The sequence below is a fragment of the Arthrobacter sp. Z5-13 genome (assembly GCF_056499105.1).
In genome coordinates this window covers 4,384,673-4,411,081 of the sequence record NZ_CP096460.1, presented here as the reverse complement: position 1 = coordinate 4,411,081, position 26,409 = coordinate 4,384,673, and the positions used below count along the sequence as shown (strand labels likewise).

General features: G+C 61.9%; 23 protein-coding genes. 8 read left to right on the top strand and 15 right to left on the bottom strand.

Annotated elements, in window-relative coordinates:
• Positions 1–127: 127 nt before the first annotated feature.
• Both M1E02_RS20570 and M1E02_RS20565 read right to left on the bottom strand, forming a co-directional pair.
• The gene (locus M1E02_RS20570) at positions 128–1,129 is read right to left on the bottom strand and encodes a serine hydrolase domain-containing protein (RefSeq protein ID WP_479376020.1); all 1,002 of its coding nucleotides are present in this window, start codon (positions 1,127–1,129) and stop codon (positions 128–130) included.
• A gap of 505 nt (positions 1,130–1,634) precedes the next feature.
• Entirely contained in the window at positions 1,635–5,414 is a 3,780-nt protein-coding gene (locus M1E02_RS20565) for a beta-L-arabinofuranosidase domain-containing protein (protein WP_479376019.1), read from the bottom strand.
• Positions 5,415–5,886: 472 nt separating this feature from the next.
• Between M1E02_RS20565 and M1E02_RS20560 the strand changes: the two genes are divergently transcribed.
• Positions 5,887–6,192: an RICIN domain-containing protein gene (locus tag M1E02_RS20560; RefSeq protein WP_479376018.1), complete on the top strand. Its 306-nt coding sequence runs from the start codon at positions 5,887–5,889 to the stop codon at positions 6,190–6,192.
• On the opposite strand, the gene M1E02_RS20555 is transcribed toward M1E02_RS20560, so the two are convergent.
• Positions 6,189–7,157 (bottom strand): helix-turn-helix transcriptional regulator, encoded by a 969-nt coding sequence (locus tag M1E02_RS20555; RefSeq protein WP_479376017.1) that lies wholly within the window; start codon positions 7,155–7,157, stop codon positions 6,189–6,191. The genes M1E02_RS20560 and M1E02_RS20555 overlap by 4 nt on opposite strands.
• Positions 7,158–7,218: 61 nt before the next feature.
• On the opposite strand from M1E02_RS20555, the gene M1E02_RS20550 reads away from it, so the two are divergent.
• Positions 7,219–8,433, top strand: coding sequence for an epoxide hydrolase family protein (locus tag M1E02_RS20550; protein ID WP_479376016.1), 1,215 nt, complete (start codon positions 7,219–7,221; stop codon positions 8,431–8,433).
• Positions 8,434–8,456: 23 nt separating this feature from the next.
• Here the strand turns inward: M1E02_RS20550 and M1E02_RS20545 are convergent, their stop codons facing one another.
• A complete protein-coding gene (locus tag M1E02_RS20545; RefSeq protein WP_479376015.1) occupies positions 8,457–9,200 on the bottom strand; it encodes a GAF and ANTAR domain-containing protein in 744 nt (247 codons plus the stop codon).
• Between the two features lie 165 nt (positions 9,201–9,365).
• Here M1E02_RS20545 and M1E02_RS20540 point away from each other — a divergent pair, with 165 nt between their 5' ends.
• Positions 9,366–9,977, top strand: coding sequence for a LysE family translocator (locus M1E02_RS20540; protein WP_479376014.1), 612 nt, complete (start codon positions 9,366–9,368; stop codon positions 9,975–9,977).
• A gap of 82 nt (positions 9,978–10,059) precedes the next feature.
• On the opposite strand, the gene M1E02_RS20535 is transcribed toward M1E02_RS20540, so the two are convergent.
• From M1E02_RS20535 to M1E02_RS20505, 7 genes are all read right to left on the bottom strand, one after another.
• Entirely contained in the window at positions 10,060–10,434 is a 375-nt protein-coding gene (locus M1E02_RS20535) for a hypothetical protein (RefSeq protein ID WP_479376013.1), read from the bottom strand.
• Between the two features lie 233 nt (positions 10,435–10,667).
• A complete protein-coding gene (locus M1E02_RS20530; RefSeq protein WP_479376012.1) occupies positions 10,668–12,434 on the bottom strand; it encodes a glycoside hydrolase family 35 protein in 1,767 nt (588 codons plus the stop codon).
• Positions 12,435–12,454: 20 nt separating this feature from the next.
• The gene (locus M1E02_RS20525) at positions 12,455–14,416 is read right to left on the bottom strand and encodes a DUF2264 domain-containing protein (protein WP_479376011.1); all 1,962 of its coding nucleotides are present in this window, start codon (positions 14,414–14,416) and stop codon (positions 12,455–12,457) included.
• Complete coding sequence (locus M1E02_RS20520) at positions 14,413–15,675, bottom strand: ROK family transcriptional regulator (RefSeq protein ID WP_479376010.1); 1,263 nt, start codon at positions 15,673–15,675, stop codon at positions 14,413–14,415. The genes M1E02_RS20525 and M1E02_RS20520 overlap by 4 nt, the downstream gene beginning before the upstream one ends.
• Before the next feature lie 68 nt (positions 15,676–15,743).
• Positions 15,744–16,598 (bottom strand): carbohydrate ABC transporter permease, encoded by an 855-nt coding sequence (locus M1E02_RS20515; RefSeq protein ID WP_247041417.1) that lies wholly within the window; start codon positions 16,596–16,598, stop codon positions 15,744–15,746.
• Positions 16,598–17,572: a carbohydrate ABC transporter permease gene (locus tag M1E02_RS20510; RefSeq protein ID WP_479376009.1), complete on the bottom strand. Its 975-nt coding sequence runs from the start codon at positions 17,570–17,572 to the stop codon at positions 16,598–16,600. Before M1E02_RS20510 ends, M1E02_RS20515 begins: the two co-directional genes overlap by 1 nt.
• Before the next feature lie 11 nt (positions 17,573–17,583).
• Positions 17,584–18,891: an ABC transporter substrate-binding protein gene (locus M1E02_RS20505; RefSeq protein WP_479376008.1), complete on the bottom strand. Its 1,308-nt coding sequence runs from the start codon at positions 18,889–18,891 to the stop codon at positions 17,584–17,586.
• Between the two features lie 178 nt (positions 18,892–19,069).
• Here M1E02_RS20505 and M1E02_RS20500 point away from each other — a divergent pair, with 178 nt between their 5' ends.
• Together M1E02_RS20500 and M1E02_RS20495 are read left to right on the top strand one after the other, a co-directional pair.
• Complete coding sequence (locus tag M1E02_RS20500) at positions 19,070–19,426, top strand: hypothetical protein (RefSeq protein WP_479376007.1); 357 nt, start codon at positions 19,070–19,072, stop codon at positions 19,424–19,426.
• A gap of 44 nt (positions 19,427–19,470) precedes the next feature.
• Positions 19,471–20,838 (top strand): aminotransferase class III-fold pyridoxal phosphate-dependent enzyme, encoded by a 1,368-nt coding sequence (locus M1E02_RS20495; RefSeq protein ID WP_479376006.1) that lies wholly within the window; start codon positions 19,471–19,473, stop codon positions 20,836–20,838.
• A 35-nt stretch (positions 20,839–20,873) separates the two neighbouring features.
• Here the strand turns inward: M1E02_RS20495 and M1E02_RS20490 are convergent, their stop codons facing one another.
• The 4 genes from M1E02_RS20490 to M1E02_RS20475 form a co-directional block, all read right to left on the bottom strand.
• Positions 20,874–21,686 (bottom strand): SGNH/GDSL hydrolase family protein, encoded by an 813-nt coding sequence (locus M1E02_RS20490; RefSeq protein ID WP_479376005.1) that lies wholly within the window; start codon positions 21,684–21,686, stop codon positions 20,874–20,876.
• 82 nt (positions 21,687–21,768) lie between these two features.
• The gene (locus tag M1E02_RS20485) at positions 21,769–22,632 is read right to left on the bottom strand and encodes a phosphotransferase (RefSeq protein WP_479376004.1); all 864 of its coding nucleotides are present in this window, start codon (positions 22,630–22,632) and stop codon (positions 21,769–21,771) included.
• A 56-nt stretch (positions 22,633–22,688) separates the two neighbouring features.
• Positions 22,689–23,291, bottom strand: a complete 603-nt coding sequence (locus M1E02_RS20480; RefSeq protein ID WP_479376003.1) for a class I SAM-dependent methyltransferase — start codon at positions 23,289–23,291, stop codon at positions 22,689–22,691.
• A gap of 69 nt (positions 23,292–23,360) precedes the next feature.
• Positions 23,361–24,695, bottom strand: coding sequence for an MFS transporter (locus tag M1E02_RS20475; protein WP_479376002.1), 1,335 nt, complete (start codon positions 24,693–24,695; stop codon positions 23,361–23,363).
• 64 nt (positions 24,696–24,759) lie between these two features.
• Here M1E02_RS20475 and M1E02_RS20470 point away from each other — a divergent pair, with 64 nt between their 5' ends.
• From M1E02_RS20470 to M1E02_RS20460, 3 genes are all read left to right on the top strand, one after another.
• Positions 24,760–25,338, top strand: a complete 579-nt coding sequence (locus M1E02_RS20470) for an NADPH-dependent FMN reductase (RefSeq protein WP_479376001.1) — start codon at positions 24,760–24,762, stop codon at positions 25,336–25,338.
• Between the two features lie 148 nt (positions 25,339–25,486).
• Positions 25,487–25,741 (top strand): helix-turn-helix transcriptional regulator, encoded by a 255-nt coding sequence (locus M1E02_RS20465; protein WP_479376000.1) that lies wholly within the window; start codon positions 25,487–25,489, stop codon positions 25,739–25,741.
• Complete coding sequence (locus M1E02_RS20460) at positions 25,738–26,286, top strand: hypothetical protein (protein ID WP_479375999.1); 549 nt, start codon at positions 25,738–25,740, stop codon at positions 26,284–26,286. The genes M1E02_RS20465 and M1E02_RS20460 overlap by 4 nt, the downstream gene beginning before the upstream one ends.
• Positions 26,287–26,409: the final 123 nt, after the last annotated feature.

Sequence of the window (26,409 nt, the reverse complement as noted above, 5' to 3'; positions counted from 1 at the left end):
ATATTGGCAGTCGCCCGCTTGCGGTTGGACCGGATTCCCAGTGCACGCTTGCCGTCGTCAAGAACCTGATCACGATTCAAGCCGACACCAATCCGTCTGCTCTTCTCCCAGCACACGGCGCTCCCGATCACGCTGGCCTGCCATTGACGGCGCGTGACGGAGGTCCTGCTTCGGATGTGGCGAATTCGGTGAGGAGCCGGAATCCCTGTCTATCGACAGACCCATGAATTGCCGAGAGCACAACAACTCCGGTGCCGGCGTCGCGATCGAGTCCGATCCAGCTACTGAAGCCCCCAGTGCTGCCGTTGTGCCACGTGATCTCCCGGCCTCGATACTCGAGGGTGATCCACCCCGCTCCGATGCCCACCTTGGGAGTGAATTCCGCGACCGGTTCGAGCGAGGAGAGACCCCGAGCTGTCCCATCAAGGACTGAACGAAGGAAGCCACGCATGGTGTTGATGGTGGCGCGCACCCCTCCCGCCGGGGCCATGGCTTCACCAACCCAGGGGTGCATGCGGCGTCCGAACCGACTGAACCCCGGCAATTCCGATGGTCCAAGGTCCTCGGGGCGGGCAGGAGCCCGGAACCCGGAGCCCAAGACGTCCTGCAGGAGTTGTTCGTAGCGGCTCCCGGCTGCTTCCGCCACGGCGTGCCCGAGTAACTGAAAGCCCAGGTTCGAGTACTTCGGTCGTGGATCGCCAACCCGCAGGTTGCGCGTCTGGCTGAGGAGCTCGGTTAGCGAGTCGCCGTAAGGGTTTTCACCTCTCATCAAGAACCTAAGGTTTCGGCTAAGCGGATGCATCCCTGGCGGTAGGCCCGGGAGGCCGGAGCGGTGGGTGGCCAGGGAACTCAGGCTCACGGAGCCAACCTCTCCGTGACCCTCAAGCGGAAGTAACTCGCGCAGGACTGTCGTCTGCGAGATGAGGCCGCGCTCTGTCACATCCCGGTACAACATTCCGGTGAGCACCTTGGAGATTGAACCGATCTCGAAGGAGGAGTGATGGTCAGAACCTACTGCCGCGGTCATTTCACGATCAGGGGTAACCACCGCCACTGCTGCCGTTTTCGATCGGAACGTGCGCTCCACGGCGCGTACAAGTTGAGCGTCTCCGGTCCATTTATTCTCCATGACGATCTTCCCCTCATCAGATCGGGTGCTAAGCGAAGCGTTGGCGTCCGTCGACTGGCCGTGGCCTGTACCTCAGTACCGCCTCCGCTGCCCGACCGGCACAGCCGCTTAGCCGCTTAGCCGCCGCAAGATAATCCTGCCATCCCTGTGTTGGCATTGGTGGTGCATGACTTCAAGGCTGGACCCGAGATCCTGTTCCTGCAACAAACAATGCTGTTTCCGGGAAATCAGCATTGTGAGGTCTCGGGGCTCAGTTCCGGAGAGCCGGGAGCTGCGACGCCGGCTGCGGGCTAAAGAAGGTCCGCCGACAATTGGGGGATCGACGGACCTTCCGATGGCACGCTACAGGGGTGAAATTAGGACTGCGACTGGACGAAAGGCACCCCCACTGTCCAACGGATGGACCGTCCCACTTCCAAGGAAGTGGCACGGTCCATCCCAGCGTGCATGCGAGCCTTACCAACTATCAGGAAGTCTCCCATTCAGGCGGTGTGCCATTGTGCGATTATCGGCGCACGATGGCGATCTGGTAGCTCACCTTCGTCACGTGGTCCTGGGCGTAGGACGTCAGGACGATGTTCGTCGTCTGCACCCCCGCGGTCAGCGTGATGATGCGGGGTTTCGTGTCGTCGATCAGGATGTCCCCGATCATAACGAGCCCACTTCCTACCGCCGGGTCAGCGTCGATCGTCACGCTCGTGGCGGTCGTCGGCACCGTGAGGGTGTATGAACGAACGCCGGGCGTAAGGGCGGGGCTTAGCGTGCCGTTACTGGAGGTTAGTGCTTTGAGTTCGGCGTTGGTGGCGAAGGCGTTGCTCGATTTCGTGTAGACGCCGTAAACACCGCCCACAAAACTTGTCCCGTTACCTTGGAAACGGACGGTAACCACGGGGATCTTGGCGCCCTTGGCATCCAGCACGTAATTGCCGTTCTGGTCACGCTTGTAGCTGTCCTTGGCCGCAATGCCGTCCAGGACGGCCTGGGGGATCTGGTCGTGCTGAATGTACCAGCTGGTAGCGCCGTTGGCGTTGGTGATCACCTCGTTTTTGAGCAGGACGTCGTTGACGTAAACGCCGAACGTCCTGCCGTTGTCTCCGCCGTAGTAACGGACGCCGAGGTAGTTCTTGGCCAGCGCCGGGTTCACGATCATGTCGTATTGGAAGAAGGCGTCTGTGGCCCGCTGCCCGTCCCGGTAAGGCTGGCCTTGGAAGGTCCCCACCCCCGACTTGTTGTACTTGTAGTTCTTGTCGGCCTCGCTGTTGTTGTTATCGAACGACGTCAGCGAATCGATGGTGGTCTCGTCGATCCGGAGTTGCTCCTTCTGCCGGCGGATCAACGCCTGCGATTCGGGGGAATCGGGCTGGACGAGGGTCATGTAGATGGCGTAGCGCGCGTTGTACAGGCTGTAATAGGGCTCGAAGATCCGTGCGGCGGCTGCTGTGTCCACGTTCCGGAGCGAGAACCGCATGGTGTCCATACCGTTCGCGTTCACACCGTTTGCAAGACGTACGAGGTTGTTCTCGATGCCTGCCTTCCAAGCCACGGCGTCACTGACGACGACGTTCGAGTTGACCGTCTTGTCTGCAGTGCTCATCCGCACGAGGACTCCAGCGGTGTAGGCGGCCCCGGCATTGTTCCGGTTCAGCTCGGTGGCGAGCAGGACGGGGCCGTACTTGAAGGCGACCCAGTTGGCGTTCTCGGTTTCGTCGTCGACTGTGACCTTGGCGGGCAACGTGTAGGAGATTGTGGTTCCTGCAGCGACGGGGACCACGACGTAGCCCGCGGACGTCAGCGGTGCGATGTCCTTGACCACGCCGTTGACGCGGAGGGTCGGTGTTCCCTTGACCCAGGACGGGATGCGCAACCGGACGCTTGTTCCGTTCGCGACGGCGCCGCCGTCGAGCCCTGCGACCTGCAGGGTGACGGTCTCCTTGTTGGGGACATCCGCAGTTTGTGTCAGCTTCAGGTTGCGGGCCCCTGAACGGAGAACGGATGACCTGAATTGGTTGACGTAAACCGAGTTTGTGTCTTCGAAGTAGATCGAGTCACCGAGCTTGGTAAAGCTCTCGATGCCGGTGCCGTGATCGCACCAGAACTCGTCCAGCTTGTTGCCGAAAACCTTGGCGTAACCGGCGGCCATCGGCTGGAAATAGGTGACCATGCCTGTCTCGGGGTTCTGGACCGGCAGGACGGAGTTGATGAACGCGTGTTCGTAGTACTCCGCGTATTTCGCGTCCTTGGTGACCTGGAACAGCTCGCGAGTGAGCTTGAGCATGTTGTACTCGTTGCAGCCCTCTGAGGTGGAGTTTTCGCCGTAGCCGGTGGTCTGGCCGTTGGTTGCGTACTGGTGGAGGGTGTCGGGGGCGTGAAAGTGCTCCGACTGGCTGTTCCCACCGTTGGCGTACGTGTGGTGGTCATGCACGATGGGCCAGAAGTTCTCAGCTGCCGTACGGTACATATTCAGGTTGGACTTCTCAGCATCCGTCAGCGTTGCATAGAGACGCGGATTGTCCGTGAACACCGTGTAGCGCTTGAGTGCCCCGATGAGCTTCGGGATGGTGGTGTTCGCGTGAAGGCCGTTGAGGACGTCCTGGCCGGCGGCGAGCTTCTGGAAGAGGGTGACTTCATCGAAGTACTCCGCAGCGCGCTTGTGGGCCGGCTTTTCCGTGATGCTGTACAGCTCGTACAGGGCTTCGTTCATTCCGCCGTATTCGGTGCCGAGCAAGACTGCGGGGTTGGCCTGGCGGCCAGCCCAGTTGGTGATCCAGGTACCGAAACCGTCAGCAACCGCGAGGGCTTTTGCGGCTACAGCGTCAGGGGCATTGTCGTGGGCTTCGATCAGCCCGGCTACCACTTTGTGCAGGTTGTAGAACGGAACCAGCAGCCCGTTCGCCCCCGACGGCAGATACGTCACGGGGAAGGGCGAAACGTATCCCGCATTGGCGGAATCCTTCGCCGCGTAGGCGTCCTGGCACCGCTTCAAACCGTCGACGGCGGCAGTCAGCTTGGTGAGCAGCGCGGACTTCGTCGTCGGGTCGGTGGTGGTGGAGTACGCCTGGGACAGGGCCGAGATGTAGTGGCCGAAGAAGTGACCCTGGAACCGGGTACCGGTTTCGCGTTCCCAGCCGCCGTAACCGGCCGCCGTCGTGGGTGTCAGTCCTGCCTGTTTGTAGAAGGAGAAGAGGAACTTCTCCGGGTCCAGGCTGAGCAGATAATCAATGGTTTTCTGGTTGCCGTTCACCAGGTAGGGATCCTGGACAGTCACGTCGCTGAGGCCCGCCTCAAGCAGGTAGACCGAGGACTCAAGGCTCTCCCGGCGCACTTCGACGCTGAATGATTTGGTTGCGGGGTTGCTTCCGCCATAGATGCCTGTTGCCGTGAGAGTCACTGTGACGGATGAGCTGCTTGGCGGGGTGACTGTTGCTGCGCCACCGTTGATCGCGATGACGGCCGAATTGGATGACGCCCAGCTGATGGCCGTTCCCTTGGAACCCTCCTGCGGGACAGTGAAGTTCGTGGATGCGCTGGGCGGGACCGTGATGGCATCCAGATCGGACTGAGCTACTGAGCGCCCATCGAAACCGGGGTTGTGCGCCTTGGTGAGGGCCACCACATCGGTGGTGGACGCGACGCCGTCGTAAACCGTGTAGTCATCCAGCAGACCGTTGAGGTGGGCACCGTTGTAGAGGGGGCCGTTGTAGCCGAGGGTCTTGTTGGTGGTGCTCTCGGAACCCAAAACGCCGGTCGCGGTGCCAGCCACCGGGAACTTGACGATGGCTGACTGACGGACACCGTTGCGGTAAATGGCAACGTTCTTGGAGGCTTTGTCGTACGTGGCCACAATGTGGGTCCACTGGTCAGTGGGGAAGAAGGTGGCCCGGGGCGCGTCGATGGCGACCTTGTAGGGCTGGCCGGTGGCTGGGCCGATCGAGAGGGCCAGCGGGGTTGTGTTGCTTTCGGAGGTCAGGTACCAGCCGTCGGAAGTGTAGGCCTGCTTGTTCCAGCTGAACACCTGCTCGCCGGCCATCGCCACGTTGGGCTTGAACCAGAACGAGACGGTGAGGTTGGTGGGCTGCAGGTAGGCTGCTGTCCCGAGGTTCACGGCGTTGGAGCCGTTGAAGTTGAAGGCCTGACCCGAAAGGCCGGTGCCATAGCCGGCCGTTCCCTTCTGCATGGACAGACTATTCGCTTTTGGACTGACGTCGGCGAGGCTTCCGTCGAAAGGCAGTTCCAGCACCTTCTTAGCGTCCAGCGACGTTGTAGCTGAGAAGGCAGGAGAAGTCATTGAGACTAGTCCCGCAGCCAGCATGATCACACTTGTGACCGCAATTGAGCGTTGTAATAGAGCCACTCTTGGTCTCTCTCCCTTGAGAAAACCCACCAGCTGATCGGTGATGACTGGTCGCAGCGATATGCGCGACTCAGCGGTGGATAGCTCATGTTAGCGTTCACACTTTGGCTGCACAAGGGTGATTTTCGGATGTGACGGAGTAGGGAATTTCTCCACTTTCCGGATGCCCGGTTGACACTTGCCAGCGAACCCGCTTTCCCGGCTAGGGTTGCCAGCATGGACATACTGATTGGGGCGCTGGCTGTACTCGGGGTGCCGGCCGGTTTGGCTGGGCTTTGGTACTGGTCCTCGCGAAGTAATGGGCGACGAGGTATCAGCCGCCGTGTCAGTGGAGATCTCCTCGGAATCGCGGACGAAATCTTCCGACCGCAAACCCATCAGGCTCAGCAGATACAAAAGATCCAGCATGAGCTCCCGGCGCCGGCACCCTCCCCCGGAGACCCTCCGAACCGGAACCAATCAGCAATGGACTTTCCAGCCCGATGGCACCATCCGCGGCGTCCAGTCAGGGAAATGCATCGACGTCAATAAAGCCGCCACCGCGAATAACAGCCCGCTGATCCTGTGGACATGCGGGGGCGCCTCGAATCAAACCTGGACCAAAGTCAAGGATCTCAATCCTTCACCGATGCCGGGCGGATACAAACCGCCCGGCATCGGCGCTCCAGAGCACCTCCGACTTTTCGCGCCATGGTCAAGCACCAAGCACTAGGAGGCTTCACTGCGCCCGCTTGCGCGAGTCAGGCGGTCCGCAAGGAGACGGGCCTCGACGGCGAGGACAGGGTTGTCAGCAACAGAGAAGTCGACGTCGAGCATGCTGAGATACCGCAATAGAGCGGCAGGATTGTCGGAACCGGACTCAAGCTCACAGGTCATATCGTCAAGCGCTGTGACCGTACCCGCCGAGCGCGGGAGGCGTTCGGCGATGACTGACGCCGGTGCATAGATCAGTACGGTGGCTTTGAAGTCCCAGGGAGCGGAGGCGACACCGCGATCGACGTAGTCGGCGGCTCCCTCGGGAGGCAATGCGCGTGGCGTGAACCTGGGCCCCGCGGGAACGCGCGGGGCGATGCGGTCCACGCGGAAGGTTCGCCAGTCATCCCGGTCGAGATCGTAGGCAAGCAGATACCAGCGGCCGGCACGCAGGGCGAGTCGGTACGGTTTGACCATACGGCGGGAGGTGGATCCGGACTGGGACTTGTAGTCGAAGCGAAGGCGTTGGGTGTCCCTGCATGTCGTGGCGAGGGTGAGCAGTATGGCGGCATCAACGACAGGACCGTGGCTTGGCATGGGCACCAATGCTGCTTGCATGGTGGTGATCCGGTGACGGAGTCGGGAGGGAAGCACCTGGTGCAACTTGGCTAGAGCTCGCAGGGCTGCTTCTTCCACCCCGAGGATGGACCCGCTCGCAGCGCTGCTGAGTCCAAGGGCCACCGCAACGGCCTCTTCGTCGTCCATAAGGAGCGGCGGCATGGCCGAACCCGGGCCGAGCTGATAGCCGCCGGCTACTCCCGGAGTGCTGTGAATGGGGTAGCCCAAGTCGCGGAGGCGCTCGACGTCGTTGCGGATGGTCCTCGTTGAAACGTCAAGGCGCTCCGCGAGCACGCCCCCGGACCAGAACGGGTGAGTCTGCAGCAACGACAGAATCTGCAGGAGTCGAGCCGATGTTTTCAGCATGTCTCGATTCTCCTACGAAATGAGGAAGCTAACGTTCCGCAATCGTTTCTATGCTGACTTCATGACCAACAACGAGATTCATGCTTTCCAGATCGATATCCCCCAGAGCGAGTTGGATGATCTGCACGATCGCCTCGCCCATACCCGCTGGCCGCGGGACTTCGACCAGATGGGCTGGGGGCGCGGCGTTCCCGTCAACTACCTTCGGCAGATCTCAGAGTACTGGCGAAGCGGGTTCGACTGGCGGGCCCAGGAGGCAAAGCTGAATGAGCTTCCGCAGTTCAGCACTACCGTGGATGGGCAGCAGATCCACTTTGTGCACGTCCGCTCGGCATCACCCGCCGCCCGCCCCTTGCTGATGGTGCATGGATGGCCGAGTTCATTCGTGGAGTTTCTTGACGTCATCGGACCCCTTACCGACCCGGTCGCCCACGGCGGCCGAGAAGAGGATGCAGTGCACCTGGTGATCCCGTCGCTGCCGGGTTACGGGTTCTCTCCGCTGTCCGGCCCGGGATGGGGCGACCTCTCCCGGGTCGCTGCGGCACTCGCGGAAGTTATGACCCGCCTCGGCTATGACCGATTCCTCGCCCAGGGTACCGACGTCGGGTCCGGCATTGTGGGCATGCTGCCGATGCTGGCTCCCGGCAGGGTGATCGCTACGCACGTCAATGGTCCAGGCCCATTCCCGCTCGGACCTCCAATCAGCCTTGACGGGCTCGACGAGTCCGATCGGGAACGGGCCACCCGGTTCAACTCCTTCCGTGAAGACGGCGCCGGCTACTTGCACATCCAGGCGACGCGGCCCCAGACGATCGCGTATGGGCTCACCGACTCACCCGTTGCCCAGCTGGCGTGGATCATCGAGAAGTTCAAGGAGTGGACCGACCCGGCGAGGCCGCTGCCCGAGGATGCGGTGGACATCGACCTGCTGCTCACCACGGTCAGTCTGTACTGGTTCGGACAGTTGGGGTGGTCCTCCGCCCACGCGGTCTACGAAGGCATCCAGGTATATCGGCAGTTCGCGGCTGCAGGGACAGCCCAGTCCGAGGGCGATAGCGGCGGGGATTGGGGAGATGCCAGCGGCTGGCAGGCGCCGCCGATGCCGCCGACTGCGGCGTCAATCTTTGCGGCAGACCTCTCGGTTCGTGCAGTTGTGGACAGTGCAGGCACCTACCTGTCATGGACGGAGCATGCCAGTGGGGGGCATTTTCCGGCGATGGAGGTGCCCGAGATCCTGGTCGCCGACATCCGCCGCTTCTTTGAAGCACATCGCTGAACGTGAGTGGCTGCGGAAGGGCTCTAGCTGTCGAAATGGGTAAAGACGGTTGGGTCTTTGGATACGGAGGCGAGGACGGATGATGCGACGTCGCGGAGCTTGACGTTGCGGGCGCTGGAGGCGATCTTGAGAATCTTGACGGCAGCTACCTGGCTGCAGCGGTTCTGCGCCATGACTACGCCGACGGCCAGGTCGATGCTCGTCCGGGATTCCATCGCCATGCTCAGGTGCTTCTTGTCGTCCATTAGCTGGGCGATCCGGACGGCTAGTCCCAGGGCCTTGGATGCCTTCCCCGCGTAGGTTTCGGCGGTCCTGATGTCCTCGCTGCTGAAGCCATCGGTTTGGGTTGAGTAGATGTTCAGCGCAGCGTTCGCTTCCCCTACGAGGGGGAGGGGGACGGCGAGGATGGAACCGATTCCCTGGGACCAGGCTGCATCGGTGTACCCCGGCCAGCGCTGCTCGTCCCGCAGATGCGGTGCATGCATGGTGGCCTGTTCCTTGGTCGCTGTGAGGCATGGTCCGTCGTTGAAGCCGTACTGCGCTTCGTCCAAGGACAGGACACGGGCATCGCTGACAGCTATCGTGGCTGGCTTTTTGTGCCGGATCAAGGTGACGCTGCAGAGAACCTCGGCTTTACTTGAAAGGGCAGTGGCCGAGAATGTCGCGAGTTCGTTGAGGAGTTCCTCCACGTCTTCGCACTGCAGGACGAGGTCCTGGAGGTGTTCTGCAACGGAGGTTTCCGGCTGAAGGTGCGGTTGATGGGCCATGACGGCCTCGATCCTGGTAGTGCCCTGACAAAACATCCCTTGTGAGGGGGCACCGTGGAGGACTGTGTGCCGTCTGGTCGACGGATTTTCAGTCTACGCCCATCCGGGTAACGCGGCTGGCGTTAGCATCAGACATGGAAGTACCGTCGCCTCGGAGGTGTTGAATTGACCTGGGAGTTCTTGCTCGTTGTGCTCGTAGTGGTGCTCTTACCCGGCGTTGATTTCCTCATGGTCTTGCGGAATACCGTGATGTCCGGGCGTCGCGTCGGGGCAGCGACCACCGCCGGAGTCGGGGTAGCCTCTGCTGTTCAGGGGGCCCTGGCCGCGGTTGGTGTGGGCGCGCTTGTGGTGCAATCTCAGTGGTTGTTTCAAATGATCAAGTGGGCGGGTGTGGCTTACCTGCTTTTTCTGGGAGTGCAGTCACTGCAGTCAGCGTTCCGTCGAACGTCGGCCGCGGTTGCAGATCAACAGCCACCGGCTGAGCGCTGGGTGCGCGGCTTCCAACAGGGCTTCCTCTGCAACATCACCAACCCAAAGATGTTCGTTTTCTTTCTCTCCCTCTTGCCGCAGTTTGTTGGGGCGGACGCATCATTATGGGCGTGGTTGTTGCATGCGTGGGCGTTGCCGGTCGTTGGCTCGGCTTGGCTCCTGCTTGTTGCTGTTCTAACGGCTTCCGTGCGCGAACACCTGCTGCGTCCCCTTGTACGTCGGATTACTGACGGCGTGGCTGGCCTGGCGCTCCTTGCATTCGGGGCCAAGCTGGCCGCCGATCAGTGAGTCGGCCCCGGCGGTAGTCAGTTCGTCAGGACAGGCCCCGGTTCTATCAACCGGGCTCCGCCGGATAAGTTAGCTACAACCATCAGTGCCCCGACATTGCTAGGCAGCCGCCGTCCATGATGGATCCTCCGGTGGAGAGGTGTACGGTCCCGTCGACGCCCACGCTCCCCGTGACGCAGCCGCCCGTCTTTGAGTGAGCGCCGAACCTGATGCCCGTGCCTATGTCGTCAGTCTGGACCTCTCGCTCGTCGAGGCCGATCGAGCCAAGCGCCCGCTTGACGTCCGCCACTGTGGCTGGCTGCTGCAGCCCCTCCAATGCTTCCCGGGCCGGCCCAACATAGGCATCGAGTTGCGCCTGCGCCTCCGCGCTCACAGGCCTTTCCTGACGGTAGCCTTCGTTCTCGGCCATAGCCGCGTCGGGATCGTAAACAGCGCAATGGCGCTCCTGGTCCGGCATGTCCTCAACCCGTGGACAGGCGCCTGTCGGCGTGGGTGATGCAGCGTCCCCAGAGGCGCCAAGTGGAACGCCGCATCCCGCCAGGCAGAGGCCCGCCACGAGGCTCAGCACCAGTGCTGGCCTGGTTGCCGCATTTGCTGTCCGTAAAATCCTCGATAATCTTCTTTCCCCCATCGGAGGAGCTTACGGGAACCACATCAACCCGGGACGTGCCACTGCAATGGAGGAGACACCTATTTTTCGTCCGGGCCCAGGTCCGGCGCGGCAACGAACTGCACCGTCCCCGTAGCGCTTCCGTGCAGCTCGAGGATGGCCAACTCATTGCGGCCGGAGCGGATCAGCGGCGCCGGTATGTACAGCGTCCGTTGTGGCCCCCGGCTCCAGTAGCGGCCAAGGTTGAAGCCGTTGATGAACGCGTTTCCCTTCGTCCAGCCGTCCAGCCGTAGGTACCGGTCCTCCGGGCCGTCTGCGTCAAAGTCCGCAAAGGACACAGAGGGGCCAGCCACACCGACATCCCCAGCACCACCGGCAGACCCCACGGGAACAGCAGCCGCTCGCAAGGATGCAACCCGACTGAAATCCAAAGGCCGGATGTCCCACTCCAGCAGCTCCACGGCGTCGAGCGTTACCGGCGCGATCAGCCCCTTGACCTCACCGATGCGTTTGCCGTAATTGACGCGCCCCTGGTCCTCCACGAGCACCTGGAGCAGACCGCCCGATGGCAGACTGATGGCGCGCTCGCCGTGGTCCCGGCTGAGCACACCAATGGAACGGCCGTCCAGGAACACGTGCGCACGGTCCCGGACCTCGGCCACGGCAAGAAGGCCACCATGGGCCACAGTAGCGCTGTACACCGAGAAGCCGCGGTAGTGTTCGGCGTCTTCAGTGGTCGGAGCGGGGCCCTCAACCAAAAGAGGCGAGCCGAGCAGCTCCAGGACGTCCAGCAGGGCCACTGAATCCGTCACTGACAGGGAGCTCGCCGCGGCATCAGCGCGTAGAGCCGGAAGCTCCTCCGGCACCGGGAAGTGTTTGGCGATGACGTTCCGGAACGCGAAGTACTTGGCGGTGGGAAAACCGTCCTCGCTGAGCGGCGCGTCGTAATCATAGGACGTGATGGTGGGTTCGTAGATGCCCTTGTCGTTGGAGCCGTTGGTGAAGCCGAAGTTGGTCCCGCCGTGGAACATGTAGATGTTGACGGACGCCCCGGAAGCCAGCAATGTGTCCAGCTCGGCGGCGGCAGCAGCGGCGTCGGTCCGGTGGTGGTGGGTGCCCCAATTGTCGAACCAGCCGTTCCAGAACTCCGCGCACATGAGCGGCCCGGTGGGTTGGTGCTTCCGCAGGGTGGCCAGACGCTCCGCCGCCCGGGAGCCGAACGTTGCCGTTTTGAGGAGCTCCGGAAGTGATCCGTCCTCGATCATGGTTCCCGCGGGCTGATCACAACTGAACAGCGGAACGTCCAGGCCCCCGCCCTTCACCAGATCCACCAGGTGCTGAAGATAGGCCTTGTCGTTGCCATAAGCCCCGTACTCATTTTCGATCTGCAGCATGATCACGGGGCCGCCACGGGAAATCTGCCGGTCAACGACGGCAGGCAGCAGGGCCCTGAAAAAGGCGTCGACGGCGGCAAGGTAGCCGGGCTCACTGGTCCGGATGCCCACGGTGGGGTCGCGGAAAAGCCAGGCCGGAAGTCCTCCGTTGTCCCACTCGGCGCAAATGAACGGTCCAGGCCGGACAATGGCCTTCATGCCTTCCGCCGCCACCAGGTCCAGGAAGCGGCCAAGGTCCAGCTGCCCCTCGGTCAGGAACTCGCCGGGCCGGGGGGAATGCTCATTCCAGGGAACGTAGGTCTCCACGGTGTTCAGGCCCATGAGCCGCGCTTTATGGATGCGGTCTGCCCAGAGGTCGGGGTGGACCCGGAAGTAGTGGATGGCGCCGGAGAGCACCCGGAACGGTTCGCCGTCCAGCAGAAAGTCCTGCGCGCCAACAGCAAAAGTAGACATGTTCATTCCTTTTAGAAGATTCAGGGTGCCAGGAGATCGGCAAATTCGTGGAGTGGGACTATGGTGCCGTCCCCGAACTCAAGGTGGGCTAACTCAAGGGGAACACCGCCGTCGTCCGTCCTGTTTTTGGAAACATCCAGAACGCAGCGAACGGCGTCAGCCGCCTCCAGCGTTCCGTTGCCGCCGAAAGCGACTACGGCCGCATAGAGTCCATCGACAGCGGGGCCAACAGTTCCCAGCCAGGGAATCCGGAGGCCCTCACCCATAGGCTGGGGTTTTTCGCGCAGGAGGGTCCCGGTTTCGAGCTCCGCGCCCTCGGGAGCCGCGAAGCCGGGCAGGGGACGGACAACACCGGTCAGGTCCGACGACGGCGCGAGCGGCCAGCCGCCCAACATCAGCGCTCCGGATTTAGAGTCGGCAGTACCGCGCAGCCGCACGATCCTCACCTCCGCTGCTCCGCACACGACTGACACCACGGTCACCTCGGGCCCCGTTGTAACCTCCCCGCGGAAACCGCTGCCGTGGTCCCTTCCGGGATCTGCCGGCGTCGTGATCCAGTTGGCCGTCCAGCGGGAGGCGCCGCTGAGGGCCGCCCCGTACTCGCGGGTGCCCAGAGCCTCAAACCCCGTGCGGTGAGTCAGCCGGCCGGTTGCATCCGCGAGGACGACGGCGTTGTCCGGCGATTCGGGGGCGAGGTCCGGGAAGGTGTGAGTGGAGTAGGCCAGGCGGGCGTAGAGCGGGGAGTCGGTGGTGGCGTCCCCCTGCTTGGCGTGGTCAGTGCCGTGGTTGGCGATGCGGACCACCCCGTCAGCCACTGTTCCGCTGACGTTCCAGCCCGGTGCCGCGATGATCCGGCGAGTGTCTCCAGCCTCCACGGGCAGGGGTTCCTCGACGGCGGTCCACACGCGGTGGTCCGCCGGGAGGGCCAGGCCCAGCATCCCTTTGGAAGCCCAGTAGGGTGAGCCCGCCCCGGAATAGCTCTGCTTCATGCCGGGATATTCGCCGTGCCAGCCGACGGACAGAAGGCCGTTGGAATCGATCCCGCCGTTGCGGACAAAGTAGTCCAGCATTCCAGATGCTGCACGCCGGCTCAGTCCCGGAGCGAGTCTGGTGTTTCCGGCCAGCTCTCCCGACCAAAAGGGTGCTGCCGCGGCGAAGCGGTAAATCAGGCTGCGCCCCTGGATGAGCGGGGCACCGTTGGCGCCAACGAGGTGGGCGGCATCGTCCAGGAAATCGGCAAGGCGCTCAGCATCCATGGCCTTGCGGGCAACCACCTGCGGATTATCCGGAGCCATGAGTGCCCACACCTGCGGGTAGACCTGGAAAGCCCAGCCCACGTAGTGGTCATAAGCGCGTTCCGGGCCGTCGGCGAACCAGCCGCCGCCTTGGTACAGCGAGTCGTGGATGGCGAGGCCGGCGTCGATGTCCTCCTCAGAGAAGCGGCCGCCCACGGTGGAAAGGAAGGTCTCCACCACAATCTGGAACCAGACCCAGTTGATGGGCGGGTAGTCTCCGCCGATTACTGTTTCGAACCAGGCGATGACCTGTTCCTGTACGCGCTGCGGAAGCTTGTCCCAAAGATGTTCCCTGGTGAGGGCAAGTCCTACCGCCAGGGAAGCTGCCTCCACCTTGGCCTGCCCCAGCTCGTCTGGCCTTGGCCAGCGTTCCGGTGAAGCGGGGTCCGTACCGGCGTCAAACCCGGCGGCATACCAGTCCGCGAGCCATGCCGTGCCTTCGGGGTCCCCGGCGATACGGAAGGACGCCAGAAGGAAAGTACGCGCGAACGCTTCCAGCGAATCGCTGGAACGTCCAAAGGCGCTCGCCGGCCCGGGCAGGTAGATGTTGGCATGGCTTTCGGAGGCATGCTGATGGACCGATTCCAGGAGGAAATCCGCGTAGCCTGCCCAGTGTTCACGGGTGAGGCCCGTATATGGGGAAAGCTCATAGTCCAACTCGGGCAGGTTCAGGGAAGGGCGGTTCATGCGCCAGCAACCTCCGGTGATCGCTTGCGGGATGCCATTAATCTGTTGGTGGGCCCTCGGCTGGGCAACCCCACCTGCTCCAGGAATCCCTCCAGGGCAAAGGTTGCCATGCCCAGCGTCACTGAGTTTCCAGGCACCGTGGACAGCTCAACGCGGACGGCAGCCCCAGCGCTCGGGAGCACCTCGTTGGGCAGGTGTTTTTGGGTGACCCGGAGCAGCTCCGGGCCGAGGACTTTGGCGGTCCATCCCAGGACACTTACGTGGTCCGGGTTGATGAAGTTAATCAGGTTCCCCAAGGCGGCGGCGAAATAACGGCCCGTCACCTCCAGCAGCTCGATGCAGTCAGGATCCCCCTCGGCCAGGCCCTTCGCGACGTCAGACACAAACTCCCGCTGGCGGTCCCCGGTCAGCAGGTCATGGGAAGCATTGACCTCCGCCATGGTCATCTGGAGCCCTGGCACACCCAGGTACGCCTCCACGCAGCCCTGGCGGCCGCAACGGCACAGCCTCCCGCCAAAAATCAGGGTGGTGTGGCCCCATTCGCCAGCGGTGTTGCTGGTTCCCCGGACCAAATCACCACCGACGGCGAGACCAGCACCCACGCCTGTCCCCAGGTTAACCGTGGCCACGTTGTCCACCAGGCGTCCGGCACCAAACCACAACTCCGCGATGGCGATAGCGCGCAGGGGATTGTCGACGTCGACCGGCAGTCCGATCGCTTCGGAAAGAAGCGACTGGATCCTGACCTCATGCCAATCCCAGTTGGGGGCAAACACGGAGACGCCGCGCTGGGGATCAACCTGGCCCGGGAGGCTGACGCCCACCCGCAGAATTCCCTCCCGCGGAATGCCTGCGGTTGCCGCGGCCTGGTCAACGAGTCCTGCTACCCGCCGGGCCAGCGACGCGGGATCATTCTCGTCGATGGGCAGGTCACTCTCGGCCTGGCCAATGACGCCGAGGGCCAGATCGTAAATATCCACATGGATGTACGTCTCCGCTATATCCACCCCCACCAGGGAACCGCGGTCCGGTGAAATCCTCAGCCTTGTTACAGGCCGCCCGCCCCCCGAATCCTCCCGGCCCGCCTCCACCAGTACACCGACGTCCACCAGTTCGCCAACGATGTTGGCAATGGTGGCGAAACTCAACCCCGTGGTGGCAGCCAGTTCCTGGCGGGTGGCTGTGTGCAGGGAATACAGCCCGCGCAGCAAGGCGAAGCGGCTCTCATTCCGGATGTCCTTGGACGTTCTCTTTTTCATGTCCTGTTTCTGCGTTCGGATGAGGCCAGAGCCTCCTGCGGGCGGGATTCCGGAGGTGCTGTCCATGACTACTTAACGCCTGCACTGCCCGTTGAGATATTCATTTCATACATGTACTTCTGACCAAAGTAGTAAATGATGATCATCGGAAGCGACAGGAACACGGTTCCCACCATCACCAGGTTCCACGGCGGGGTCTGAAGCTCCTGGCTTGTACTGGTGAGTAACTGCACGCCAAGGGCCAACGGCATTTTGGTGTCCTCGTTGAGGTAGATCAGCGGACCCATGAAATCGCCCCACGTCCAGGTCAGCGTGAAGATGGCGATCGCGATCAGCACAGGCATCATCATCGGCAGGACGATCCGGCGGAAAATGCCGAAGTATCCAAGCCCATCCACCATCGCGGCCTCGTCCATTTCCACGGGCAGCCGGGAAACGAACTGCCGGATGAGGAAGATGTTGTAGGCGTTGCCGAAGAAGTTGGGGATGATCAGCGGCAGGAACGTGTTGATCCAGCCGAGCTCCTTGAACAGGATGAACTGCGGAATCATGGTGATCTGGGCGGGGATCATCATGGTGGCGAGCATGATCATAAAGGTGATGTTCTTGCCCTTCGCCCGGAGCCGGGCGAAGGCGTAACCCACCAGGGCTGAGGAGAACACCTGGCCCACGGCAGACAACACCGAGATGATGACCGAATTCACCACAAAGTTCCCCACCGGTTGCTGGGTCTGGAAAATCCGTACGAAGTTCTCCCACCGGAACTCGGTGGGGAACAACGAGAACGCGCCGGTGCCTACCGTCTGGTCGCTGCTGAGGGCGATGGAAACCACAAAGACCAGGGGAGCGAAGAACACTGCAGAAGCAACCATCAGCCCCGCATACGTAAAGGCGGTGCTCTGATACACCTTGAGCTCAGCCATCAGTTCTTGACCTCCGTCTCGTAGAAAACCCATTTGCGCGACGTCGAGAAAGCGAGAATCGTCAGGGCCATGACCATCAGGAACAGCAGCCACGAAATGGCTGATGCATACCCCATGTGGTAGTTACGGAATGCCTCAGTGAATAGCAGCGGAACCAGCATCTGGCTCGCGTTGTCCGGCCCGCCCTGCGTCAGGATGTACACCTGCGCGAAGACCTGGAACGCGCCGATGATTCCCATGATCAGGTTGAAGAAGATGATGGGGGTCAGCTGCGGGAACGTGATGCTCCAGAACTGCCTGAGCGATGAGGCGCCGTCGATTTCCGCGGCCTCGTAAAACTCCTGGGGGATACCCTTCATCCCCGCGAGCAGCAGCACGGTTGCGCCGCCGGCCTGCCAAAGGGACAGCAGGATGATGGCCGGCTTGACCCATTCCGAGTCGAAGAGCCACACCGGGCCGTCCACGCCGAACATCGCGAGCACCCGGTTGAGGGGCCCTGCGTCCGGAGCCAGAATCATCTGGAAGATCAGGGCCACGGCAACAATCGGCACCAGGTGAGGCAAATACACCAGGGTGCGGAAAATCTTCCGCGCCTTCATCTTCTTGTTCAGCAGCGCTGCAAGCCCCAGGGCGATGCCCATGCCAAGCGGCACCGAGAAGAAGGCGAAGTAGAGCGTGTTCCAGAGCGCCTTGTGGAAGACGGTGTCCTCGGTGATCAGCTTTACGTAGTTCCCGAAACCCACCCAGTTGGGGTCCGTAAAGGAGTCCCAGTCGGTGAATGACAGGTAGACCGAGGCCAGCATGGGCCCAAGCAGGAAGACCACAAAACCGAAGATCCATGGCGATATGAAAAGCCAGAAGAACCGGGCTTCCTTGCGCCTCATTCTGCTGGGACGGGGCTTGGCTGGTATCCCGGTGACTTCCGGCTCCGGCGGGAGGGCCGGAACCGGGTTCTTTTGCTGCAGCGTGGTCATGGCGGTCCGGATTAGGCCTGGGTCTTGACGATTGAACCGAGGCGCTTCTGGAGATCCGCGGCAGTGGCTGCGGCATCGGTCTTCCCGAGCCAGAAGTCTGCGGTGGCGTCGGTGATGGCCTTCTGCATTTCGTTCCACTCAGGGATGAACGGCGGCTTGAAGATCGACGGCGTGGACTCGGGGAACACTTCCATGTTCACGTCAGCCTTCAGCCAAGAAGGCTTGAGGAATGCTTCGCTCTTCTGCAGGTCCTGGCGGGCGGGAACGTCCTGGCCCAGATCCAGGATTGGCTTCTGGCCTTCAGCAGAGGTCATGAACTCAATGATCTTGAAGGCATCTGCGGGGTTCTTGCTGCTGCGGGAGATCGCCAGGCCGGAGCCGAAGGCGGAAATGGCCTTCTCTTTGCCGTGCCAGATCTGGGCAACGTCCCAGGTGATCTTGTCCTGCTTGGCGAGGTTGCCGATGTTCCAGAAGCCTGTGCTGTTCATCATGACCTTGCCGGAAGCAAAAGCGGCGTCGCCGCCTACTCCGGCACCCATGTTGGCGTAGTCCACCTTGGACGGCACCACCTTGTGCTTGTAAATCAGGTCCTGACAGAACTGCAGGGCTTCGATGACCTCCGGTGTGTCCACAGTGGGACGTCCGCTGTCCGGGTCAATGATCTTGCCGCCATTCTGGTAGGCAAAGGACATCCAGGTGGGCCACCATTCGGTTCCGCCGAAGCCGTAGACGCCGTCGCCGGTCAGCTCCTTGGCAGTGGAAAGGAGATCGTCCCAGGTCCAGTCGCCGGTGGGAATGGCCAGGCCCTTCTTTTCGAACTCACCCTTGTTGTAGTAGAGGATCATGGCGCCGGCGCGGTCCGGGACAGCGTAGGTCTTGTCCTTGTACTTCCAGTTTCCAGCTACGGCACCGAAGGTGGCAGTCATGTCCAGCTTGGCAGAGGAGATGTATTCATCAAGGGCCAGGAGCTGGTTCTTGGAGCTGTAGGCATTCGCGTCCTCGGCCACCTGCATGATGTCCGGGCCCGTGCCGCCCGAGATCATGGTCTGGACTTTCTGGGCGTAATCCTTGTTGGGGATGATCTGAAGAGTGATCTTGTAGTCCGGGAACTTGGCCTTCGCCAGGTCCAGGCGGGTCTGGTATGCGGCCTTGTCCGGGTCCCCGCCCCACACCGTCATTACGAAGTCTTTGGCCCCGCCGGCGGAGGCCGTGCTGGAACCGCTCGATCCGCATGCGGTAAGGGTGATGACACCGAGGGTGGTGGCGCCAAGGCCGGCCAGCACATTGCGGCGGGACACGTTGGTTTCAAGAAGCTTCATTGCTTTCCCTTCGTAAAGTCCAAGCTCTGCAGATGTAGTTAGCGGAGCAATGGGGCTTACGCTATGGCTTATTCTAACCCTTGTCAATAGTCTCGCAAGGCCGTGTGGAAGCACGGAATGGGCGCTGGGTGTAGCTTTTTAATAGGTCCTCGTGACCCGCAGGGGAGGGCCGCTCTGAGTGGATAACGCTCTCGAGAAGGGACCGATGATGGACAGCAAAGACACCCGGAATACGTCAGCAAACGATGTCCCGGAGGCGGATCTCGTCGAACAGCAGCTACCGGCCTTGCCGGACGAATCCGTTGAGCCTGCCGAAAAGAGTCCGGCTGCGCAGATTCCGTCCGAGGCGCCCGAAGCAGACTATCTGGAGCAGCATGTTTCAGCCGTTCCTGGCCGTGAGGGGAGAACGCCGGCGCCGGCGTTTGAGGCCACCGGTGCCGGGGCCTCGGAAGCGGATCTTGCAGAGCAGGCTCTCAGTGTTCCCATTGACGAGGAGGAGTATCCCTTTGGTGCTGCCGGCGACGACGTAGAGTGAGTTGTCGGAGCGTTAACGCCGTTGAGTTCCCCGAGGAGACAACCATGACTGCAACCACCGAACAGCAGATACCCGAGGAAGAACTTGCGGCTGGCCGGCGCGCCTATGAACTGGACCGCAAGCATGTTTTCCACTCGTGGTCAGCCCAGGAAACGCTCACCCCAATGACGGTCATGCGGGCCGCGGGTTCGTATGTGTGGGACGGGGACGGCAACCGGCTTCTCGACTTCTCTTCACAGCTGGTCAACACCAACATCGGCCACCAGCATCCGAAAGTGGTTGCCGCGATCCAGGAGCAGGCAGGCAAGCTCTGCACCGTTGCACCCCAGTTCGTGAACCAAGCCCGTTCGGAAGCAGCACGCCTCATCGCCGAGCTGACCCCGGGGGAGCTTAACAGGATTTTCTTCACGAACGGCGGGGCGGACGCCGTCGAACATGCCATCCGCATGGCGAGGCTCCACACCGGGAAGTACAAGGTGCTCTCCGCCTACCGTTCCTATCACGGTGGAACAGCCCTTGCAGTGAACGTGACCGGCGACCCCCGCCGCATCCCCAATGACTACGGCAATGCCGGGACCGTCCACTTCCATGCGCCGTTCCTCTACCGCACGCAGTTCCATTCGTCGACGCCGGAGGAAGAAACGCAGCGGGCACTGGAGCATCTGGAGACGATCATCCAGCTTGAAGGACCGAGCACCATCGCGGCGGTCATTCTTGAATCGATCCCCGGGACGGCCGGGATCATGGTGCCGCCGGCGGGCTACCTGCAGGGCGTTCGGGAACTTGCCACCAAATACGGCATCATCTACATCGCAGACGAAGTGATGTGCGGTTTCGGACGTTCAGGAAAATGGTTCGCCATTGACCACTTTGATGTGGTTCCGGACCTCTTGACGTTCGCCAAGGGTGTGAACTCGGGCTATGTACCCCTCGGAGGCGTGGCCATTTCCCCGGACATCGCGGCTACCTTCGGGCAGCGGGCGTACCCCGGCGGGCTGACATATTCGGGCCACCCCCTGGCTACGGCGGCGGCCGTGGCCACGATCAACGCCATGAGGGATGAACGCATAGTCGAAAATGCGGCGCAATTGGGGGCCGACGTCTTAGGTCCGGGACTTGCCGCGCTGCAGGAGAAACACCGGTCAGTGGGGGAGGTACGGGGTACCGGAGTCTTCTGGGCCATTGAGCTCGTCAAGGACCGTCAGACGCGCGAGCCGCTGGCACCCTACGGTGCATCAAGCCCCGAAATGAACGAACTGATTGCCGCCTGCAGGACGCGTGGACTGCTTCCGTTCGCCAACTTCAACCGCATCCACGTTGTACCGCCGTTGAACATTTCAGTGGAGGACGCCAGCCGCGGACTCTCCATCCTGGACGAGGTCCTTGAAATCGCGGACGCAAAGGTGTCCTGATCCTGCCTCCCGGCGGACCGCGTCAGGCAAGGGTTTCAGGAGCCGCCGCTCGATGAGGTGTGCTCCGGCACGGCCGAACCGAAGACAGGGCCGGGTTCAGGCCTTTTAGCGGCGCGGTCCTCGTATGTCCGGTGGCGCAGGCGTCGGAGAATCCAAGGCGCGAGGTACTCCCGTGCCCAGACCAGGTCCTCCGTCCTGGCGCCACGCCAGGAACTCTTGGGAAGCGGCTTGGGCTCCAGCGGTTCGAGGGAATGCGGAACGTTCAACGCATCCAGCACCATGGCGGCAATCGTGTGGTGGCCCAGCGGGGAGAAGTGCAGGCGGTCAGGATCCCACATGCTGTGATCCTTCAATTGCCGCAGGGCCCACAGGTCCACGACGATACTGTCGTGGCGCACGGCAATGGCCCGCAAATGTTCGTTGAAGATCGCAATCTTTCCCCGGATCAGGCCGAATACAGGCGTTGCGCCCCAATCAGGGCCTGTGAACAGCACAACCGTCGCACCTGTCGCGCTCAGTTTGTCCACCGCTTCATCGAATTTTTCCGCCAGGCGGTCCGGGTCGCTCGCCCGGAATACGAGATCGTTCCCTCCCCCGGACAGAGTGACCAGGTCCGGATTCAAGGCCAGTGCCGGCTCGAGCTGCTCGTCGATGATCTGTTGAAGGAGCCGCCCTCTTACCGCGAGGTTTGCATAGGCGAAATCAGGGTGGGCAACACTGAGTTCCTCTGCAACGCGGTCGGCCCAGCCCCTAAGGCCTCCGGGGCTCTCCGGTTCAGGGTCTCCGACTCCTTCGGTGAAGGAGTCTCCCAAGGCAACGAGCCGGTTCCAAGGATGTGGATTAACCATGGGAACCCCTTTGCGGCCGTACCTAATTTCATTGACCGTCCGAAAGAAGAAAAAGTCAAGGGATTGGTCTTTTCCCGCTCAGTCAGGACTCGCTTCGGGTTCTGTCCATCAGGCTATCGAGCAACCGTTCAGAGTGGACGTCCAGCCAGAGCGCGCGGCGCTCTATTAGGCCGCCGACGCCGTCATCCCACATCCGCTTCCACCCGCCTCCCAGGGTCCGGGCGTTGTGTTCCATCCGCTCGTACGACGACCTGACGGCGTCGATCCCGACGGCGGGAAGCCGCCGTCGTTCCTCGGCTGTCCAACCGTAGGCGTCGGCGAAAATCCGGAGCCGGCGGAAGGGATCGGTTGCTTCCCAGCCGGGCCAGGCGTCGTCGGGGTCGCGGAGCGGCACCCAATGCATGGCTGTATTGAAGGCGTCTTTAAGTGCAGTGCTGGAGTCGGCAAGATCAAAATCGACCAGGCCAACGGCCAGGCCCTTGCGTACCACGATGTTCTGCGGGGTCAGATCAAGGTGGCAAACGAGCTCCGCCGGGTCCTGCCTTACCGGGCGGGGTGGAAAAGGATGCGCAGAGGGAACAAACCCCTCGGAGGCTTCGTGAAGGCTGCGGATCAGGCGGGCCACCGATTCCAGGAGCTGCTCCGATTGAACCCAGCTTTCCGGCTCCGCCCCGGCGCATTTTCCCGGGACGAAGGTCAGGACGTCGCGTCCTTCCGCGTCCCTGCCCAGGAACCGTGGAGCACCGTCAAAACCGGCATCTTCCAGCCAGTCCAGGTAGTCAGCAACGGCATAGCTTTGAGGCTGGTGCGGCCGTCGGATGGTACTTCCCACCCGGACCACACCTTCGGTGACATCGCCCGCCGGCATAAGTTCGACGTCGGACGCCTCGCCCGGCGCCGGCACATAGAGGCGCTCTTCAACCGGTACCCGGCTCTCATTGCTCACCGCGCCAGCCTACGCCAGCTGGGGTGACGGGGTTCGGTTCTCGGAATGTCCGTGGACTATTGGAGGGGTTTCCGCCACATGATTGAGTATCGGTAGTAGAACCTGCGGCGGATGATCGCGCCGGGAAGTGCCGTGCGGGCTGCAGCGCGGATTTCTCCGAAGGATTCCGTTGGGTCTGCCATGACCATCCCTGTGTCGTGGGCCTCTTGTCTCAAGCGTCCAATGATGCGCAGCGGCAGAATCTGTGCAGCTGAGAGCATCCAATCGAGAGGGGTCTTGTTGGCGGCGAGTCCCACCACCAGCAGAATGCCGTTTGGCCTGAGCAGCTGCCGGAACCGGGAGAGTGCGGCCGGTAATGGCATGTGGTGGAGCGTCGCCACGCAGGTGATCACGTCAAAGGAGAGAGGGTCAAGCGCAGGGTCGGTCAGCGCGTCTCCGACAACAAGGTGCGTATTGGATAGGTCTCGTAGCCTGTGCCGGGCACGGGCAAGTGCCTCGGAGTCAGAATCGATACCCACTACCTCATCAGCGGCCACAGCGAGGTTTTGCAGCAGAAGTCCGTCACCGCAGCCCATGTCCAGAACCCGTCCGCCCTTGGCTTTGACGTGTGCCACCAGCTCGCGATGAAAGGCAGTGTTGTGATTCCAGTAGTTTTCCACATGGCCACGCTACGTCTCGCCGGTGCTGCGGAGCCACCTGCACCGTCTATTGGTTAAGCGCGATGCGGGTCATAGGGGCCGGTCTCCGGCGCTGCGGATTTTCGAAGTCAACATTACGGCCACCACCAGGGCGGCAATGGCCACGGCGACGAGGTTCAGTCCCTGATAGCCGATCCAACTCATGACCAGGCCTGAGAAAGCCCCGCCAACAGCTCCGGCAGCGCCCATCAGCATGTCTGAAACTCCCTGGACCAGAACCCGGTGATCGGGGCTGACACTTTCCGCAAGCATCGTGGAACCGGCGATGGTCGCGGCAGACCAACCTAGTCCCAGGAGCACCAGACCTGTGGTGACGTTGATGGTCTCTCTGGCGCCAAAGCCCGCAAAACATGCCGCTGCCAGGATCAGGCCGTGCCCGAAGATGATTGTCGGGACCATGCCAACACGGTCAGTGAGCCACCCCATCAAAGGAGACAGTGCATACATCCCAGCGATGTGCAGTGAAATGGTGAAGCCGATCAGCACAAAGACCTCTGTGCTGGCGGTGTGGGCGTGACCTGCACTGTGCGAAGCAAGTGGCCCTTCGCTGAGGAGTTGCAGATGCAGTGGTGTCATGGACATGACTGCCACCATGCAGGCGTGGGCAGCAACGATGGCCAGGAGCGCCAGTCTAGCCCGTGGCGATGATCGGATGGCTGCCAGCCCTCTGAGAAGCGAGCCCCGGCGGGGACCAGGCATCGCTGCATCCGCGACTCCGTCCGCGGCCTGTCTTATGGCCCGGGCGTGAAGCAAAGGATCCGGGCGGAGGCCAATCAGGAGCAGTATGGCCGCCAACGCGAGTCCCGCCGTCGAGAAAACAAAGGGTCCAACGATGCCTGGCAGGCCCATCGCCTCGCCCACAACAGCGCCAGGCTTGATCAGATTGGGGCCCGCTACCGCGCCGGCGGTGACAGCCCAGACCACAATGGCAAGGGAGCGACCGCGGTGCTCCGACTCCGCCAGGTCGACCGCAGCAAATCTGGCCTGGAGGTTTGCAGCGGTGGCAAGCCCAAGGAGGGCGGCTCCGGCCAGGAGCAGGGCAAACAAGCCTGATACCGTTGCCACGATTATCAGAATCGCCCCCAGCATTCCGCACAGCACACCAGACACTAGCCCTACCCTGCGCCCACGCCGTTCGGCGAGGCCAGCCAGCGGCATAGCGGCAACTGCAGCCGCCAGGGTAGTGATAGTGGTGACTGAACCTGCCCAGGCGTTGGAGCCGGAGAGCTGGACGGCGAGGAGGGAGCCCACGGACAGGCTTGCGCCACTGCCAACTCCGCTGAGCAATTGGGCAAGGCTAAGAATTAAGACTGTACGGCGCTGGACCCGGTGAGGGTTCAGCGCCGTAGCGGTATCGTAGGTCACGTTCTGAGCTTAGCCAATGGATTACTCGCCCCTTCACCACGTTCTGCCCGGATACGGTGGTGACATGATTCCTCCAATCTTGCTGATCAGCGGGAGCACCAGACTCGGTTCAGTCAACACGGCAGTAATTGCAACCGTTGCGGACTTGGTTAGTGCCCCTTATTCGACGAGTGTTTACGCTGACCTCGGTGACCTTCCGCACTTCAACCCAGACCTGGATCACGAGCCCCTGCCGGAGGAGGTCGTAAAACTGCGCGCGGCAATTCAGAATGCATCCGCTCTCCTGATCAGCACGCCGGAGTATGCGGGAACAATGCCGGGCGCCCTCAAGAATCTCCTCGAGTGGACCATTGGAGGTGTAGAGATCACGGGTATACCAACGGCATGGATCAATCCATCAACTAACCAGCTCCGGGCAAAAGACACTTACTCATCCCTTGCGACGGTCCTGGGATATACAGGTGCCGTATTGATCGACGAGGCCTGCGTGGACGTTCCCGTCCCAAGGCAATCCATTAGTCCAGATGGGTTGATCCATGACGAAACTATTCGCCACGAGATAACGCGAGCCCTCGCGTCGCTCACCCGGGCCATCCCCTCGTCTTCAACAAGACCTGTATCGAATTCCAGGGCCCGCTTATAGAGAGCCCCATTGACTAAACGGAAGGTATCTTCCTATTCTTTGAACTATGGGTCGACGAAAGCAAGGAAGCCTTCTCCAACTTGAGCTCCGCATTCTGGAGATTGCCGTTCAACGAGATTCTAAAGACGAGCCTCTTTATGGATTCGCGGTGGCCAGTGCTCTCTCGGCTGACGACGGCAAAAGGTTGACGTCGCACGGGACGTTGTACAAGGCCCTGGCGCGCATGACGGATTTTCGACTTCTTGAGGCTGAATGGGAAGATCCCGAGATTGCGGAGAAGGAGCGGCGCCCCCGCCGCCGTCTTTACCGCATCACAGCCGAGGGCAGGGCAGCCCTGCAGGTCGTTCAAGCCGCTGCAAGCGCTCCTGCCCGAGCACAGATCCTACGGCCGGCGCAAGCATGAGCGACGAATATCAGGGCATCCAAAGGACCAGGGTCACGAAAGCAGTCATGGCTTGGGTCGACTTCTACAGTCGCCGTGTACCTGCCGGCCAGGGCAAAACCCGACGTGAAGAGCTGATCTCGGACATGTACGAACAGCAGGCTGACGCCTTGCGCCGAGGCCTTCCGGCCGGTGCAGCCGACCGCTCTATTGCAAGCCGCGCAGTCCGTGGCATTTCTGCGGACATCATGTGGGGCAGAATCCAGAACAATTTGGGGGTAGAAACAGTGGCATCATCAATAGAGAAAAATCCAGCGCATCAGTCCTTGGCCGGCAAAGTCTCTGCAGTCCTGTGGGCAGCCCTTGTTGCGGTGGCAGCAATCGGACTGATCTCTTCCATCACGGAGATGATCGACACGGGGGGACAGAGGCACGGCCTGACACCCTGGCCGGGTGCCGCGAACATCAGCCTCACCATTCTTGTCCTTATCGGCAGCGCATTGGCTCTCGCGTTCACGGCCGTAACCGGTGCATTGAAGTGGCGGAGCAGCAGACGCTCAATTTAGAAGGGTGCTGTACATCTACTACCTGATGTTCCCATTAGGAAAATACGGCCGGCAGGCAACGGCCGACACGGCCAATGTTTGAGCAGACAACGAGCTGAAGCCTGGCCGGGCTGCGTGGCTTTT